At 66.2% G+C, this 16037-nt stretch carries 16 protein-coding genes; 10 read left to right on the top strand and 6 right to left on the bottom strand.

Annotated features, from left to right (window positions below):
* The first annotated feature begins 34 nt into the window (after nucleotides 1-34).
* The 3 genes from FQV39_RS27250 to FQV39_RS27240 are packed head-to-tail and all read left to right on the top strand — an operon-like array spanning nucleotide 35 to nucleotide 2370.
* Complete coding sequence (locus tag FQV39_RS27250; RefSeq protein ID WP_149133148.1) at nucleotides 35-661, top strand: LysE family translocator; 627 nt, start codon at nucleotides 35-37, stop codon at nucleotides 659-661.
* An 8-nt stretch (nucleotides 662-669) separates the two neighbouring features.
* The gene (locus FQV39_RS27245; protein WP_149133147.1) at nucleotides 670-1272 is read left to right on the top strand and encodes a class I SAM-dependent methyltransferase; all 603 of its coding nucleotides are present in this window, start codon (nucleotides 670-672) and stop codon (nucleotides 1270-1272) included.
* 39 nt (nucleotides 1273-1311) lie between these two features.
* Nucleotides 1312-2370: an MBL fold metallo-hydrolase gene (locus tag FQV39_RS27240; protein ID WP_149133146.1), complete on the top strand. Its 1059-nt coding sequence runs from the start codon at nucleotides 1312-1314 to the stop codon at nucleotides 2368-2370.
* A gap of 176 nt (nucleotides 2371-2546) precedes the next feature.
* Here the strand turns inward: FQV39_RS27240 and FQV39_RS27235 are convergent, their stop codons facing one another.
* Nucleotides 2547-3182: a GyrI-like domain-containing protein gene (locus FQV39_RS27235; protein ID WP_187640077.1), complete on the bottom strand. Its 636-nt coding sequence runs from the start codon at nucleotides 3180-3182 to the stop codon at nucleotides 2547-2549.
* A gap of 386 nt (nucleotides 3183-3568) precedes the next feature.
* Between FQV39_RS27235 and dapF the strand changes: the two genes are divergently transcribed.
* On the top strand, nucleotides 3569-4453 hold the full coding sequence (dapF, locus tag FQV39_RS27230) for a diaminopimelate epimerase (RefSeq protein ID WP_149133144.1): 885 nt from the start codon (nucleotides 3569-3571) through the stop codon (nucleotides 4451-4453).
* A 12-nt stretch (nucleotides 4454-4465) separates the two neighbouring features.
* Nucleotides 4466-5737 (top strand): tRNA (N(6)-L-threonylcarbamoyladenosine(37)-C(2))-methylthiotransferase MtaB, encoded by a 1272-nt coding sequence (mtaB, locus tag FQV39_RS27225; RefSeq protein ID WP_149133143.1) that lies wholly within the window; start codon nucleotides 4466-4468, stop codon nucleotides 5735-5737.
* Nucleotides 5738-6020: 283 nt separating this feature from the next.
* On the opposite strand, the gene FQV39_RS27220 is transcribed toward mtaB, so the two are convergent.
* Together FQV39_RS27220 and FQV39_RS27215 are read right to left on the bottom strand one after the other, a co-directional pair.
* Nucleotides 6021-7130, bottom strand: coding sequence for a sulfite oxidase (locus tag FQV39_RS27220; protein ID WP_149133142.1), 1110 nt, complete (start codon nucleotides 7128-7130; stop codon nucleotides 6021-6023).
* Between the two features lie 99 nt (nucleotides 7131-7229).
* Nucleotides 7230-8945 carry an AMP-binding protein gene (locus FQV39_RS27215; protein WP_149133141.1) on the bottom strand — a complete coding sequence of 572 codons (1716 nt, stop codon included), beginning with the start codon at nucleotides 8943-8945 and terminating at the stop codon, nucleotides 7230-7232.
* 467 nt (nucleotides 8946-9412) lie between these two features.
* Here FQV39_RS27215 and FQV39_RS27210 point away from each other — a divergent pair, with 467 nt between their 5' ends.
* Together FQV39_RS27210 and FQV39_RS27205 are read left to right on the top strand one after the other, a co-directional pair.
* Complete coding sequence (locus tag FQV39_RS27210) at nucleotides 9413-9829, top strand: DUF1236 domain-containing protein (protein ID WP_149133140.1); 417 nt, start codon at nucleotides 9413-9415, stop codon at nucleotides 9827-9829.
* Between the two features lie 79 nt (nucleotides 9830-9908).
* Nucleotides 9909-10928, top strand: coding sequence for a L,D-transpeptidase family protein (locus FQV39_RS27205; RefSeq protein WP_149133139.1), 1020 nt, complete (start codon nucleotides 9909-9911; stop codon nucleotides 10926-10928).
* Between the two features lie 294 nt (nucleotides 10929-11222).
* Here the strand turns inward: FQV39_RS27205 and FQV39_RS27200 are convergent, their stop codons facing one another.
* Nucleotides 11223-11657: a CBS domain-containing protein gene (locus FQV39_RS27200; RefSeq protein ID WP_149133138.1), complete on the bottom strand. Its 435-nt coding sequence runs from the start codon at nucleotides 11655-11657 to the stop codon at nucleotides 11223-11225.
* Nucleotides 11658-11997: 340 nt separating this feature from the next.
* On the opposite strand from FQV39_RS27200, the gene FQV39_RS27195 reads away from it, so the two are divergent.
* Entirely contained in the window at nucleotides 11998-12549 is a 552-nt protein-coding gene (locus FQV39_RS27195) for a general stress protein (protein WP_149133137.1), read from the top strand.
* An 18-nt stretch (nucleotides 12550-12567) separates the two neighbouring features.
* Here FQV39_RS27195 and FQV39_RS27190 read toward each other — a convergent pair whose 3' ends face one another.
* Nucleotides 12568-13242, bottom strand: coding sequence for a phosphoribosyltransferase (locus FQV39_RS27190; RefSeq protein ID WP_149134065.1), 675 nt, complete (start codon nucleotides 13240-13242; stop codon nucleotides 12568-12570).
* Between the two features lie 257 nt (nucleotides 13243-13499).
* On the opposite strand from FQV39_RS27190, the gene FQV39_RS27185 reads away from it, so the two are divergent.
* Both FQV39_RS27185 and FQV39_RS27180 read left to right on the top strand, forming a co-directional pair.
* Nucleotides 13500-14690: an NADH-quinone oxidoreductase subunit D gene (locus FQV39_RS27185; RefSeq protein WP_149133136.1), complete on the top strand. Its 1191-nt coding sequence runs from the start codon at nucleotides 13500-13502 to the stop codon at nucleotides 14688-14690.
* 40 nt (nucleotides 14691-14730) lie between these two features.
* Nucleotides 14731-15021, top strand: a complete 291-nt coding sequence (locus FQV39_RS27180; RefSeq protein ID WP_149133135.1) for a hypothetical protein — start codon at nucleotides 14731-14733, stop codon at nucleotides 15019-15021.
* Between the two features lie 117 nt (nucleotides 15022-15138).
* On the opposite strand, the gene FQV39_RS27175 is transcribed toward FQV39_RS27180, so the two are convergent.
* Complete coding sequence (locus FQV39_RS27175; protein WP_149133134.1) at nucleotides 15139-15927, bottom strand: SDR family NAD(P)-dependent oxidoreductase; 789 nt, start codon at nucleotides 15925-15927, stop codon at nucleotides 15139-15141.
* Nucleotides 15928-16037: the final 110 nt, after the last annotated feature.

Raw genomic sequence — 16037 nt, 5'->3', positions numbered from 1 at the left:
GGTGATGGCTCTGGTTTTTAGCGGAGCCATCATCATGACCTTCGAAGCCTGGGCCGCCTTCGCTGCCGCCACCGCCGTCCTCCTGGTCATCCCCGGACCGACGATTCTCCTCGTGATCTCCTATGCGCTCGGCCAGGGCTGGCGCACGGCTTTCCCTATCGCCGTCGGCGTCGCGCTCGGTGATTTCACGGCGATGACGCTCTCCATGCTCGGTGTCGGCGCTCTGCTCGCCACCTCCGCCATGGTCTTCACCGCGCTGAAATGGATCGGCGCCGCCTATCTCGTCTGGCTCGGCATCAAGCTCTTCCGCGCCGGTGGCTCGCTCGATGCCAAGCCGCGCGAGGATGCCGCGCCCGCCTGGAAGATGCTCGGCCATGCCTGGCTGGTGACCGCGCTCAACCCGAAGAGCATCACCTTCTTCGTCGCCTTCCTGCCCCAGTTCCTCGACACCAAGGGCGATTTCTGGACGCAGATGCTGATCTTCGAGACGACCTTCATCAGCCTCGCCTTCGCCAACGCCATGGGCTACGCGCTGGTCGCCTCGCGCGCCCGGGCCGTGGTCAGCAACCCACGCGCGATCGGGCTGTTCAACAAGGCCGGCGGCACGCTGCTGATCGGCGCCGGCGTCGCGACGGTCGCGATCCGCTCCGGGAGCAACTGACGCCTGTCATGTCGAGCAAGGACGATCAGACCCTCGGCTTCTATGCCGAGGAAGCCGGCGCCTATGCGGGGCGTGACCGGCAGGCCGAGCACCGCCGCATCGACATCTTCGCGGCAGGACTTGCTCCCGGCGCCCGCATTCTCGAATTGGGTTGCGGTGGCGGCCAGGACAGCGAGGAGATGCTGCGACGCGGCTTCGACGTTGTCCCGACGGACGGTTCCCCGGAGCTGGCTCAGCAGGCGGCGCAGCGGCTCGGCCGCGAGGTCCGTGTCCTGCTGTTCGAGAATCTCGACGAGGTCGCGGCCTATGACGGCGTCTGGGCGCATGCCTGCCTGCTGCACGCGCCGCGCCCGGCTTTGCCCGGCATCATCGACCGCATCCATGCCGCGCTGCGGCCGTGCGGCGCCTTCTACGCCAGCTTCAAGGCCGGAGAAGCCGAAGGGCGCGACAGCCTCGGCCGCTATTTCAACTATCTCTCCTCCGCCGAGTTGCGCGACGCCTTCGGAGCCCCAAGCCGCTGGCAGTCCCTGCAGATCGAGGAGGAGATGGGCTCAGGCTATGACCGCATGGCCACGCGCTGGCTTCACGCCCTGGCGATTAAGGCGTCGTAGCCTTGACGCCGCGTTGCGGCGGCCTACCTCTTCTGGGCCATGACCCGCCGCAAACTTCTCTCTTTCGTCGGCCTCGGTGCGCTGCTGGCTTCGACCGGTGCCGCCTGGGCCACGATTTCCCGCTCGCGCAACCCTTATTATCAGGGCCCGATCAGCGACCATTTCGACGGCATCGTCTTCAGCGATGGCCGGTCGGTCAACAAGGGACTTCTCGACGTCCTGCGCTGGCAGGCGGGCAAGCGCGAGCGTGAGGCCTTCCCCCTGCAATATGCCGCGCCGCCGCAGGACAAGCCGCCGGCGCGCGTCGACGGCATCCGCATCGTCCATCTCGGCCACGCCTCGTTTCTCTATCAGGTCGGCGGCCTCAACCTGCTGGTAGACCCGGTCTATTCCGAGCGCGCCAGCCCCTTCTCCTTCATCGGTCCCCGGCGCGTGAACGAGCCCGGCGTCGCCTTCGACGACCTGCCGAAGATCGATACGGTCCTGATCACCCACAACCACTACGATCATCTCGACATCGAAACGCTGGCACGCCTCCACCACCGCGACCAGCCGCGCATGATCATGCCGCTCGGCAACGACACCATCGTCAAGGCCCGGATTCCGGACGCCCATGCCGAGGCCCACGACTGGAACGACCGGCTTCAGCTGTCGGAAGCCGTCGCGATCACGCTGCTGCCGAGCTATCACTGGTCGGCGCGCGGCGCCTTCGACCGGCGCATGGCGCTCTGGTGCTCCTATGTCCTGGAAACGGCAAGCACGAAAATCTTCCATATCGGCGACACCGGCTATCACGACGGCTCGCTCTATGAGCGGCTCGGAAGCGAGCATGGACCCTTCCACCTCGCCGTGCTGCCGATCGGCGCCTATGAGCCGCGCTGGTTCATGTCAGACAATCACATGAACCCGGAGGAAGCGGTCAGGGTGATGCTGGCATTGCGCGCGGAGCAGGCGATCGGCCACCACTGGGGCACCTTCCAGCTCACCGACGAGGGCGTGGAGCGCCCGCTCAAGGCGCTGGAAGCGGCGCTGGCGGCGGCCGGTTTGCCGGAAGAGCGCTTCAGGCCGATGCGACCGGGATTGAGCTGGAGCGCGTGACACGCACCGCCGTCATTCCGGGGCATCGCGCAGCGATGAGCCCGGAACCCAGAACCGATGTCCTTCAACCGATAGGCTGAGACCGCCGGCGCCCTTGCGATAAACGGCATCGGTTCTGGGTTCCGGGCTCGCGCCTTCGGCGCGCCCCGGAATGACCGCACGGCAGCCTGCACGCCCTATTTCGGCTGCACGTAGACGTTGATCTCGAGGTTCGGATCGCCGGGATCGTTGAGCTCGCTGACATATTCCTCGAGGAAGGCGTCCTTCACGACGATGCTCTTCGCTTCGAGATAGGCGGTGATCGTCTCATAGGTCGAATCGATGTCGTCATAGGGCGCCTGATGCAGGAAGCGCAGCGCGCGCCCCGCGGGCGAGGTGCCCATCCGGAAATCCGGGCCTAGGGACGGCGCCTGCCCGCCGGGCGGGATCGCGACCGGCAGCATGGCATCGAACCGGAAGCCATCATCGGTGGTCTCGACGAAGAGCGAGAGCGGCCGTCCGGCAACCGCCAACCCCGCCCTTTGCGCCTCGGCGCGCAGGGCCTTGATGCTGTTGGAGAGCTTCTGGAACCCCTGGTCCCAGGTCGCCTGCCCCGACTGCATCAGCACCGGCTTCGGCGCGAGCACGACCTCGCCGACATCGCTGCTGTCGGTGCCCTTCCCGGCCAAGGTCGAATTGGGATCGGGCACGCCGGCCTGCTGCTGCAAAGGCGGAGGCGGAAGCGGCTGCCCCGGCGCAGGCAGCGTCGGCGGCGGCTGCACCGGCTGCGGCTCGATCGGCATCGTCGGCGCGGGCTGAACGGGTTGCGGCATCACAGGCCCCTGCAGCGCCGGAGGCGGCTGCACCGGCTGCGGGGTCGACGGCTGCTCGGGAGCGGGCGCCGGCGGCGTCTGTGCCGGGGCGGCAGGAACCTGAGCGGGAGCCGCGCCGGGCGGTGGCGCGAGCGGCGCGGATTCGACAGGGCTTGGCGCAGCAACGCGCCCCTGTGCCAAGACCACTCCACTGGACATGCTCGCCATGCCGGCGAGAGCCAGAACACAAATCCGGGAATACCGCATCGTCACGGCCCTGAGTTTCACGCGATTCGCGCCCTTGCAGTGCAACATAGAATGTCCACCTTTTCTCAGGAACGGGGATGAGGGTGGCTTTTTCACGTCGCCTCGGCCATAGACCCACTATTCATGGGACGTGTGACCAAATGAACGCTCTGGCCAATCGCCGGTTCCTGAAGATGAACGGGCTCGGCAACCAGATCACGGTGCTCGACCTGCGCGGCACGAAGCATGTCGTCAGCGAGGCCGAGGCCCGCGCCATCGCCGCCGAACCGCGCGCCCGCTTCGACCAGCTCATGGTCCTGCACGACGCCGTGACGCCCGGCACCGACGCCTTCGTGCGCATCTACAACACCGATGGTTCCGAGGCCGGCGCCTGCGGCAATGGCACGCGCTGCGTCGCCTGGGCGATGGTCGCCGATCCGCAGATGGGCGATGCCGCCAAGACCCGCCTCGCCCTCCAGACCAAGGCCGGGCTGCTGCCGACCGTGCGCGAGGGCGAGGCCCTCTTCACCGTCGACATGGGCGCGCCGCGCCTCGCCTGGGACGAGATCCCGCTCGCCGAGCCCTTCGAGGATACCAGCCGCTTCGAATTGCAGATCGGGCCGATCGACAATCCGATCCTGCACACGCCCTGCGCCGTCAACATGGGCAATCCCCATGCGGTCTTCTTCGTCGAGGACCCCTATGCCTACAATCTCGAACAGATCGGTCCGCTGCTCGAGAACCACCCGATCTTCCCCGACCGCGCCAATATCGAGCTCGCCGCGGTGAAGGCGCCCGATCATATCGTCCTGCGCGTCTGGGAGCGTGGCGCCGGCATCACCCAGGCCTGTGGCTCGGGCGCGTGCGCGGCGCTGGTCGCGGGCGTGCGGCGCGAGCTTACCGCCCGCAAGGCCACGGTCAGCCTGCCGGGCGGCGATCTCGCCATCGAATGGCGCGAGAGCGACGGCCATGTGCTGATGACCGGCCCGATCGAATTCGAATGGGAAGGCCGGATCGACCCGGCCTTGATCGAGCGCGCGGCCTAAGGGGCTGACCTAATGACACTGGAGGTCGTCACCTTCGGCTGCCGCCTCAACATCGTCGAAAGCGAGGCGCTGCGGCTCCAGGCCGAAGCCGCCGGGCTGAAGGACGCCGCGATCGTCAATTCCTGCGCCGTGACGGCCGAGGCGACCCGGCAGGCGCGACAGGCCGTGCGCCACCTCAAGCGCGAGCAGCCTGACCGGCCGGTCATCGTCACCGGCTGCGCCGCGCAGATCGAGCCCGCCCGTTTCGCGGCGATGCCCGAAGCGGACCGCGTCATCGGCAATGACGAGAAGCTCAACCCCGAGAGCTGGGCCGCGCTTGCCCGATCGAACAGCCTTGGAAACGCGGATGCACCCGCCGTAGACAAGCTCGATGTCGGCGACATCATGGCCCGCACGACATTGCGTGCGCCGGTCACCGGCCGCTTCACCGGCCATACGCGCGGCTTCGTCCAGGTGCAGAACGGCTGCGACCATCGCTGCACTTTCTGCGTCATCCCCTTCGGCCGCGGCAATTCGCGCTCGCTTGCGGCCGATGATGTGATCGCGCAATGCCGCCGATTGGTCGAAGCCGGCGCGCGCGAGATCGTGCTGACCGGCGTCGACCTCACCAGCTATGGCCGCGATCTGCCGGATCAGCCGTCGCTCGGCACGCTGGCGCGAGCGATTTTGCGCGACCTGCCCGAATTGCCGCGGCTGCGCCTGTCCTCGATCGACGCGGTCGAGGTCGACGACACACTGCGCGACCTGCTCGCGACCGAGACGCGGCTGATGCCGCATCTGCATCTCTCGCTGCAGGCCGGCGACGACCTCATCCTGAAGCGCATGAAGCGACGCCACAGTCGCACTGATGCCATCCGCTTCTGCACCGAGATCCGGACTTTGCGTCCCGACATCGTCTTCGGTGCCGATCTCATCGCTGGCTTTCCGACCGAGGACGAGGCGATGTTCTCCCGCTCGCTCGCGCTAGTCGAGGAATGCGGGCTGAGCTTCGTCCATGTCTTCCCCTATTCCGCCCGTCCCGGCACTCCGGCCGCGCGCATGCCGCAACTCCCCGGCACCGTCGTCTCAGAGCGAGCGGCGCGGCTGCGGGCGGCGGCAGGCGCCGCGCATGAGCGGCATCTCACTGAGCGCATCGGCAGGCCGCTCAGCGTCCTGACCGAACGCGGCAATACCGGACGGGCAGAGGATTTCACGCTGGTGCGCTTCGGTCGCGACATTGCGGCCGGCGAGATCGTGGCAGCGACCGGCCATGCGGCCGACGCACGCGCTTTGCTGGCGGCGTAGAGCATGCTGGATTTTCACGGAAACGGTCCCGTCATTCCGGACAAGCCGCGAAGCGGCGGCGATCCGGAATCCATCATAGGGCTTAAGCGCTCTACGATGGATTCCGGGGCAAGCCCGGAATGACGGCGCGTTTCCACCGAAAGTCAGCTGGTTCTAACCATCGCGAAAGGGGATAGCCGCCCCGGTCGCCGATGGGAGGAGGAGGAGAGACCGGGGCGGCGGAGCCTTGCCGAAGCGGCTGGCCCGGAGATTAGACGCAGCGAGAGCCGAAAAGGTTCAATCCTCAGGCGACGACCGAGCCACGCAGACGCTGCACCTGGTTGTTGCAGTAGCCACGCGGGTTCCAGGCGATCTCCAGCGGCTGGCAATTGCCGGCGACATCGCGTGCCCGCGCCATGATGACGAGCGGTCCGGCCTGATCGGCGGACACCTCCGCCTCGAAGCGCCGCCAGGCGAAAGGCCCCTCGCCCGGCTGCAACGGCACCTCCTGCCAGCTTTCGCCGCTATCGCAGGAGAGCTCGACCGAAGCGAGCGGAATGGCGCCGCTCCAGGCGAAACCGCCGACCGTCAGCCGCTCGCCCACCTTCATGGTGAAACCGTCGACCGGCGTGGTGATGAGCGATTTCACCGGCATGTCGGTGATCACTGTGAAATTGGCCGGGTCCAGCGCCTCGCCCGGCTGCAGCGGCCTGATCGGCATCCGGTAGTCGGTGCCGCGCATCTTCTCGCCATCATGCTCGACCGGGCGCAGGCTGATGCGGTCGAGCCATTTCTGCCAGGCCGAACCGGGATAGCCCGGCGCGACGATCCGCAACGGCCCGCCATGCAGGCGCGGCAACGGCTCGTCGTTCATGGCGAAAGCGATCAGGGTCTCGGGCGCCAGCGCCTTGGCCATCGGCAGACCGCGCGACAGCGCCGCCTTCTCCGGCTTGCCGATTTGTCGGTCGGGTGCGTAGTGCGCGGTATAGACGGCGCTCGGCTTCGGGCCGGCATGCTCGAGCACATCCGCCAGTCGCACACCCGTCCAGCGCGCACAGCCGACGGCGCCGAGCCGCCATTGCAGCCCGTCAGTGGCCGGAGAGAACTGCGAACGCCCATTGCCGGCGCATTCGAGGACGGCCGTGACCGTCACGGTTTCGAAGCGCTGGCGCAGGCCCGCAAGCGTCCAGACCGTCGGGCGCTCGACCTCGCCATCGATCGTCAGCGTCCAGTCGTGTCCGTCGCCGATCTCCGGCAGTTCGCCGTTGTTGCGGATGAAGAAGGAGTCGATCGGCGTGATCTGCTGGTCGAGCAGGCCGATGGCCGGCTCGGCATTCAGCGCCTCCTCATCGTAGACGTGGAGACCGGGCTTCAGCCGGCGCAGCAGCGGCAATTCGGCGAGGCGGTGAGGCAAGCGACAATCTTCTCCTGCGACGGCCAGCAGTAGCGATTCCTTCCCGCAAAGCCGCGCCTAGAAGACACGTTGTCCTCCCGGCTGTCGACCGTCCGCGTCTCAGCGCTTGGCGACGACCTCCTCGCGCAGCGCCCGTCTGAGCACCTTGCCGACATTAGTCTTCGGCAGGGTCTCCCGGAAGAAGATCTGCTTGGGCACCTTATAGCCTGTCAGGTTCTCCTTGCAGTAGGCGCGCAGCTCCTCCGCCGTCAGCGTCTGGTCCTTGCGCACGACGAAGGCGGTGACGGCCTCGCCGGAATGCTCGTCGGGCAGGCCGATCACCGCCGCTTCGAGCACGCCCGGATGCGAGGCCAGCACGTCCTCGACCTCGTTCGGATAGACGTTGAAGCCCGAGACGAGAACCATGTCCTTCATGCGGTCGACGACCTTGATCTGCCCGTCAGGCAGCATCACGCCGATATCGCCGCTGCGGAAGAAGCCGTCGGCCGTCATCGCCTTGGCGGTCTCGTCCGGGCGGTTCCAGTAGCCGGCCATCACCTGCGGCCCGCGGATGCAGATCTCGCCGGAATCGCCGAGCGGCATGTCGTGGCCCTCGGCGTCGCGGATGGCGATCTCCGTCGAGGGGATCGGATAGCCGATGGTGCCGGTGAATTCCTGGATATCGGGCCGGTTGATCGTCGCGACCGGGGAGGTCTCGGACAATCCATAGCCTTCGATGATCGGGCGCCCGGTCACGGCCTTCCACTGCTTGGCGACCGCAGCCTGCGTCGCCATGCCGCCGGCGACGGCGAAGCGCAGCTCGGAGAAATCGACGTTCTTGATCTCGGGATGGTTGGCCAGCGCGTTGTAGAGCGTGTTGACGCCGGAGATCAGGGTGAAGCGGCTCGACCTCAACGTCTTGACGAAGCCAGGAATGTCGCGCGGATTGGCGATCAGCAGGCTCTTGGCGCCGATCCGCAGCAGGAACATGCAGCAGCAGGTCAGCGCGAAGATGTGGTAGAGCGGCAGCGCCGTCACCATGACGTGCTGGTATTCGCCGCGCCCTTGGGGCGGCTCCAGCACCCATTCCAGCCACAGCCCGGCCTGCTGGACATTCGCTGCGACATTGCGATGCGTCAGCGTCGCGCCCTTGGCAACGCCGGTCGTGCCGCCCGTATATTGCAGGAAGGCGACATCCTCCGACGTCACCGTCACGGGGGTCATGCCAGCGCCGCTCGTCAGGATCTGCTGCAACGGCACCGCGCCCGGCAGGTTGAACGGCTTGACGACCTTCTTGATCCGGCGCGCGACGAAATTGACGATCTTGCCCTTGAAGCCCATCAGGTCGCCGGCCGTGGCGATGACGATGGCATCAAGCTTCAGGTTCGGCTTCGCCTCCTCGACGACATGGGCGAAGTTCTCGATCACCACGAGCACGCGTGCGCCCGCGTCGTTGACCTGATGGGTCAGCTCGCGCGCCGTATAAAGCGGGTTGATGTTGACGACGGTGAAGCCGCCGATGAGCGTGCCGAAGATCGCCGCCGGATAGGCCAGGATGTTCGGCATCATCAGCGCGACACGGTCCCCCTTCTTGAGCCCCTTGGCCTGCAGCCACCCGGCGAAGGCCTCGGCCGCGCGCAAGGTTTCCGCGAAGGTGATCGTCTTGCCGAAGCTCTCGAAGGCCTGCCTGTTGGCATAGCGCGCGCAGGACGAACGGATCAGATCGACCAGCGTGCCGATCTTGGCGTCGTCCAGCTCCGCCGGCACTGCCGGTGGATAATGCGCAAGCCACGGCCGTGCATCATGCCTGGCCTGCGTGGCGCCGATCGCGTTCATCCTCTCCTCCCTGTCGCCCGGTTACCCGTCATCGCCGGGTTCCGGGCCTTGTCGATGTCATTGAACTGTCATCGTCATAGAGTGCGGAACGGCGAACCAAGGCGCAAGCGCCGGCTGTTCCGCTCTGCACAACGTTTACATATAAACTGTCCGAACGGGATGAAGGCAAGCGAAACCGGAAGGGATGCTGTTTCCCAACAGCGTCCGAGGCTTTTCGAGCGGAAACATGGCGGCCGCTGCCGCCTCGCATGCGATGCACATGGACCCCGCCCGTGGCGTGCGTCGTTTGTCGGCCCGCAGGTCTCTTCGCGGCAAGAAACGCCAATGAAATCCGAGCTTTCCCGGAACCTGGAACCAACCCGGCAACTTTATGCCAGCCATTGGGCATTTGGCTCTTCTGCGGAACCAAGCCTTGACGCCGGGGGTTTGCCGGTTGGGTCTGGGTTGTTCCAGGAGGACAAAAAGCCATGAAGAAATTAGCTTTGGCCGCGATGCTCACGGTCATTCCCGCGCTGGCCTTCGCTCAGAATCCGCAGGGCGCCCGCGGCGGAGCCGCCGGTGGTGCGGCGGCGGGTGCAGTGGGCGGCGCGATTGTCGGCGGTCCCGTAGGGGCGGTGGTCGGCGGCGTCGGCGGCGCGGTTGCAGGCGGTATTGTCGGCGACAACACACCGCGCTTCCGGGAATACGTCGTCGAACAGCGCGTCCCCTCCTACTCCTATGGTGAGGAATTGCGCGTCGGCACCGTCTTGCCCCAGCGCGGCGTGGTTTATCACCGCGTCCCGGCGGAGTTCCGCGTCAACAAGGAGTATCGCTACACGGTCGTGAACGACCGGCCGGTCCTGGTCGAGCCGCGCACGCGCCGGGTCGTCCAGATCATCGAATAGCGAACCAGACGTGATGCCCGCCACCCAGCGGTGGCGGGCGTCTTGCCTTCGCAACTAGCTGAGCGACGAGCGCACACAGATGCCGAAGCCGGTCCCGAAATCCCGCGCCGTGCCGACCATCGTTGCGGTCGTGCTCCTCCTCGCGGCCTTCGGCAATGCACGTGCCCTTACGGCCGACGAGATCAATCGGGCGGGCAGGCCGGTGCCCTCCTCCGTCCAGCGAACAAAGCCAATCGTACAGCGCGCAAAGCCAGGCGCGGCCATCGTCAAGCTGCAGACGCTGCTGGTACGCCAGGGCATTTCCCCCGGCGAGATCGATGGGATGGATGGCGAGAACTATCGCAAGGCTCTTGCCCAGTTCCGCCGACGCGAAAATCTCGGCGCCGGTGATGCCGTTGACGACGCCACCTGGCGCGCCCTCGGCGGTGACAGTAGCCAGGACATCGTCACCTCCTACACGGTGACGGAGGCGGATGCCCGCTATGTCTTTTCAAAACGAATCCCGCGCGATTACGCCCGACAGGCCCGGATGCGGCGCCTCGCCTACAGCAGAGCTCCGGAAATGTTCGCCGAGCGCTTCAAAATGGGAGAGGGCTTGCTCCGCGCCCTCAATCCGCGCGCGCATTACCGCGCGGCCGGTGAAACACTTCTGGTCATCGCAGCCGGGCGCACCGCCCCGCGCGCAGAGGTGCAGTTGATCGAAGCCGACAAGCGGACCGGCAGGGTCACCGCCTATGGATCACAAGGCGAAATGATCGCCAGCTATCCGGCGACCATCGGCAGTGGCGACACCCCGTCGCCGGAGGGCGAATACCAGGTCGCGCGCGTCGTCAGGCAACCCACCTATCACTACGATCCGGTCAAGAACTTCCAGCAAGGCCGCAATACGCACAAGCTCGTGCTTCCCCGCGGCCCGAACAACCCTGTCGGCACCGTCTGGATCGGGCTCTCCAAGCCGACATTCGGAATCCACGGAACGCCCGAGCCTTCCCGGATCGGCAAAGCCTCGTCGCATGGCTGCGTGCGGTTGACGAACTGGGATGCGGAGGATCTTGCCGGCATGGTGAAACCTGGCGCTCTCGTGCGCTTCGTCGACTAGCGCTCGGCCGTCCCGCAGCGGGCACTCCAGGGCGGGACCAGCAGCTTCGCGGCTACCAATACACCCTGGTGGGTGACGACGTCCTGATCGTCGACCCGCGGAGCCGCCAAATCATCGATGTCATCGAATAGGTCGCAAGCATGCAAGCAACCGGCTGGGTGAAACCCGCCGGTTGCTGCACTCTCGTCTTGGGGAGAATTCTTCCCGCGATCGGCAATCACGCACCCATCGCTTCGAATTCCACACCCCGTCGTCCGGTCGAGAACTGCACGAACCTCGACGGCGCGCTTGGGCCTAGCCGGTCTGGCTATGAAGGCCACCCGGACGCGAGATACCTGCCAGCGCCTCACCTGCCGCACCATTGGCAACGGCAGCTACTGCATCGCTGAGGGCGAGGATGCCGACAAGCCGCTTGTCGCGATCGACGACGGGCAGGCGGCGCAGCTGAATATCCCCCATGTTTTGCAGGACCTCGGCGATCTCCTGATCGGCGAAGCAGTATCTGACCTCGTTGCTCATGACCTCGCTGACCTTGGTCAACGGAGCCTTGCCTTCAGCGACGCCGCGAATGGCGATGTCGCGATCGGTGATCATGCCCACCAGCCGCTCGTCATCTCCGACTGGCAGCACTCCGACGTCGAGGCCGGCCATAAGCCTGGCCGCCTGTTGAATGGTTTCCTGCGGATTGGCCACGCAGACCTCGCGCGTCATCACTTCGCTGACTTGCATAGCGGCTCTCCCTTTCTGTCGGTCGGATGAAGGCTGCGCTCGGATCAGCGAGCGCAGCATCGGTCGTCGCTGCTCGTGGAACAACGAGCCTCACGCCTGGTTCCCGAATTTCCCCGACCCGCCGCACAAAAACACAGTGATGGTTCGGCCGCCGGCGCAGGGCGCTAACGAACCAACGCTCATCGCTCGCGGCGCCAGCCGCCGGCGACATCGCTTTGCCCGGATATCGACAGCGGGAGCCCCTCTCGGCGGCCGCAATCAGGAAGGCAAGCGAGCAGGGAACAAGGTCGATTTAAGCCGGTTCGTTCCCGAGGGGGCGTCCCATCCACGGAGATGCTTCATGGCACGGACAGTCACACGTTCCTATGAGAACTACGCGGATGCCGAGACGGCCGTGACCCGGCTCGAAGCGGCCGGGCTCTCTTCGGACGATATCAGCATCATCGGCTATCACACGGCGAAGGTCGCGGACGATGCGGCGGTCGGCGCCGAAGTCGGCGGCACGGTTGGAGCCGGTGCCGGCCTGCTGGCGGGGCTGGCGGCTCTGCCGGTTCCGGGAGTAGGCCCGGTCCTGGCTGCCGGCTGGATTTTCGGCACCCTCGCGGTCGGGGCGACCGCCGGCGCCACTGTCGGTACTCTGATCGGAGCCATGGCCGGCGCCGGGTTCAGTGACGATGAGGCCCATTTTCTGGCGGAGACCATCCGCAGGGGCGGAGCGGTCGTCTCGGTCCGCACCAGCGATAGCCATGCTCCGGCCATCGAGAAGATCATGGATGGGGCCGGGCCGATCAATGCCGAGATGCGCCGCGCCGAATACCAGCGCGAGGGTTGGACCCGTTTCGACGAGCAGGCCGGCCCCTATGCGCCGCCGGCTTGGTCGGAACTGTCCTGAGCTGGGTCGCGCATCGTCCTAATGGCCCGGCCTGGGCGGCAATCCGCTGGCCTTGTCCAGCAGGGAGCGGACCTCGTCGTCGCTGGTTTGCGAGAAGTCCGAATACCAGCTTCCAACGCCCACGAAGTAGCGCGGCATCGTCGCGCAAACCGCCTCGTCAGCCACCGCCTTCATCGCTTCGCAGGTCTCCCGGCTGCCGACCGGAACTGCAACCACGATGCGGGCCGGATGCTTCTCCCGAAGCGCCATGACCGCAGCCCGCATCGTCGCGCCCGTGGCCAGGCCGTCATCCACCACGATGACCGTCCTTCCCTCCAGAAGAAGCGGCGCGCGATCACCCCGGTAGAGGCGCTCGCGGCGAAGCAGCTCCTGCTCTTCCTTGGCGGTCACCATGTCGATGATATGCGGGTCGATGCCAAGTACGGCGATGACATCCCGGTTCAGGACACGAGCCCCCGCCGTCGCGATCGCGCCCATGGCCATTTCTTCATCGCCGGGAACGCCGAGCTTGCGCACGACGAGGACGTCGAGCGGGGCCTTCAAGGCTTGCGCGACCTCAAAGCCGACAGGTACGCCACCCCGCGGCAACGCCAGGACAATGACACCGCTCCGCTGACGATACCGGCGAAGCCTGTTCGCCAGCTTTCGGCCGGCATCACGGCGATCGGAGAAGATGTCTGACCGTAGGGTCATGATGTGCACGCGCCGCCTCGGCTTTCACGGCCGGACAAGCCCCGCCCGCGCAATCGCCGCGTCCTCGGTCACAGCTCCTTCACACCATGCTCGCGTGATTTGGCGATAATGAAGCAGGCCTTCTCGGGGGGCTCCCCCTCGTTACCCTGCTCTCAACTTACAGTGAGAGAACGCGTTCTCCGATCTGACTGCGTTGCAGTCAGATCGGCGCGTGCTCACATCTAGCCCAGCAAGCGCCAGTTGAAGGGAGAGCCGCATTGGCCGATGCCGCAGCCCGTACCTTCACGGTGAATTTCGGCCCGCAGCATCCGGCCGCGCACGGCGTGCTGCGCCTCGTGCTGGAACTCGATGGCGAAGTCGTCGAGCGCATCGATCCGCATATCGGCCTGCTGCATCGCGGCACCGAAAAGCTGATCGAGCACAAGACCTATCTCCAGGCGCTGCCCTATTTCGACCGGCTCGACTATGTCGCGCCGATGAATCAGGAGCATGCCTTCTGCCTTGCCGCGGAGAGGCTCCTGGGCCTGCCGGTGCCACGGCGCGCCCAGCTCATCCGCGTGCTCTATTGCGAAATCGGCCGGCTGCTCTCGCATCTGCTCAACGTCACGACGCAGGCCCTGGATGTCGGCGCTCTCACGCCACCGCTTTGGGGGTTCGAGGAGCGCGAAAAGCTGATGATCTTCTACGAACGGGCCTCCGGTGCCCGGATGCACGCCAATTATTTCCGGATCGGCGGCGTGCACCAGGATCTGCCGCCGGCTCTGCTCGACGACATCTGGGCGTTCTGCGACCCATTTCTCGCACATTGCGATGATCTGGAAGAGCTGCTGACCGACAATCGCATCTTCAAGCAGCGCAATGTCGATATCGGCGTGGTCAAGCTCGACGAAGCTTGGGCCTGGGGCTTTTCGGGGGTGATGGTGCGCGGCTCCGGCGCCCCCTGGGATCTGCGCAAGGCGCAGCCCTATGAATGCTACGAGGAGATGGAATTCGACATCCCCGTCGGCAGCCACGGCGATTGCTATGATCGCTATCTCATCCGCATGGAGGAGATGCGCCAGGCCGTGCGCATCATCAGGCAATGCATCGAACGCCTTCGCTCCCCGGACGGGGCCGGGCCGGTCGCGGCCCAGGACTTCAAGGTGACGCCACCGCGTCGCCAGACGATGAAGCGCTCGATGGAGGCCATGATCGAGCAGTTCAAACTCTACAGCGAGGGCCACCGCGTCCCGGCCGGCGAGGTCTATGCTGCCGTGGAAGCGCCCAAGGGTGAGTTCGGCGTCTATCTCGTCTCCGACGGAACCAACCGGCCCTATCGCTGCAAGATCCGTGCGCCTTCCTTCGCTCACTTGCAGGCGATCGAGGCCATGGCCCGCAAGCACATGCTTGCGGACGTCGCGGCCATCATCGGTTCGCTGGATATCGTCTTCGGCGAAATCGATCGATGAGCATCCCCCAACGGTCATTACTGCGTCGAAAGGATTGGTCATGAAGCTAGCGGAAGCGAACATCCAACAGACTCTGAACCAGCTGAACGCAAGGGCCGTGCCCGAAGAGCACCCGGTGGCCGCCAAGTTCTGCGACGCCTTCGGGGAGCATACCTTCTTCCTCGACGCCGAAGGGCTCAGCATCATCGAACCCGCGCAGGACACGGAGGACAAGCAGACCACCGGGCAGGTCGTGAAGCTGGCGAGCTGGCTCGACGCCACATGCACGCAACTCGTGGTGCAGGAACCGGAATATACCGACACCTACGTCATTCTTGAACGCGCGGCCTAGCGACACTGCCGCGCGCAGCGCGGGAGATCCGCTGGGGCGTGGTGTCGATGTGGTGATCGCCGAGGTCGAGCAAAGTTCCCCAAATGGCGGACACTGTCGAAAGCGGACTCACACGCCCTACAGGTTCCGCCTTTCCCCGCGCAGCGTCGCCAGCCCGATACCTGCTGCGTCGAAGCCGCCATCGACCGCCAGCACCTGGCCGGTGATGTAGCTCGCGCGCTCCGAGCAGAGGAAGAAGATCGACTCGGCCAGCTCCTCCTCCAGCCCGTAGCGGCCGAGCGGAATCGCGTCGCGATAATCGGCGCGGATCTCGGGGCTGTGCACGGCCTTGGCCATCGCCGTCTCAACCGGCCCCGGCGCAACCGCATTGACGCGGATGCCAAGGCCCGCAAGCTCGGCCGCCTGCTGCTTGGTCAGATGCGCCAGCGCCGCCTTGGACGTGCCGTAAGCGACGCGCAGCGTCGAGGCGCGCAGGCCGGAGATCGAGGTGATGTTGACGACGGCGCCGCCGCCATGGTCAGCCATCAGCGGCGCGGCGAGCTGCGTCGCCAGGAACGGGCCGGTGAGGTTCACCGCAAGCACCCGCTGCCACTCCTCATAGGTCGTCTCCAGCAGCGGCTTGAACACCGCCGTGCCGGCATTGTTGACGAGCGCGTCGAGCCGCCCGAAGCGCTTGGCGAGCCCGGCGAAGGCGGCCGCGAGCTGCGCCGGATCGGCGACGTCGCAGGTCAGCACCAGCGTCCGCTCCGGCTGCGCGATCTCGGCGGCGGCCCGCTCGAGCCCAGCCCCGTCGATGTCGAGCAACCCGACCTGCCAGCCCTCCGCCAGAAAGCGCTTGGCCGTCGCAAGGCCGATGCCCCGCGCGGCGCCGGTCACGAGAGCGGTCTTGATGGCTTGGTCGGTCATGGCCTGCATCCGGTCGAGGTGGCGTCTCGGTTCGGCCAAGGCTATGCATGTCGCGCGGATCGCCAACAAGCGGTTCGGCGCCGCCGCGCTTTGCCGGCATTGCCGCTCGA

Source organism: Bosea sp. F3-2, from assembly GCF_008253865.1.
Classification (GTDB): Bacteria; Pseudomonadota; Alphaproteobacteria; order Rhizobiales; family Beijerinckiaceae; genus Allobosea.
The sequence above is the reverse complement of the archived record's forward strand: the minus strand, read 5'-3'. Positions and strand labels throughout refer to the sequence as shown.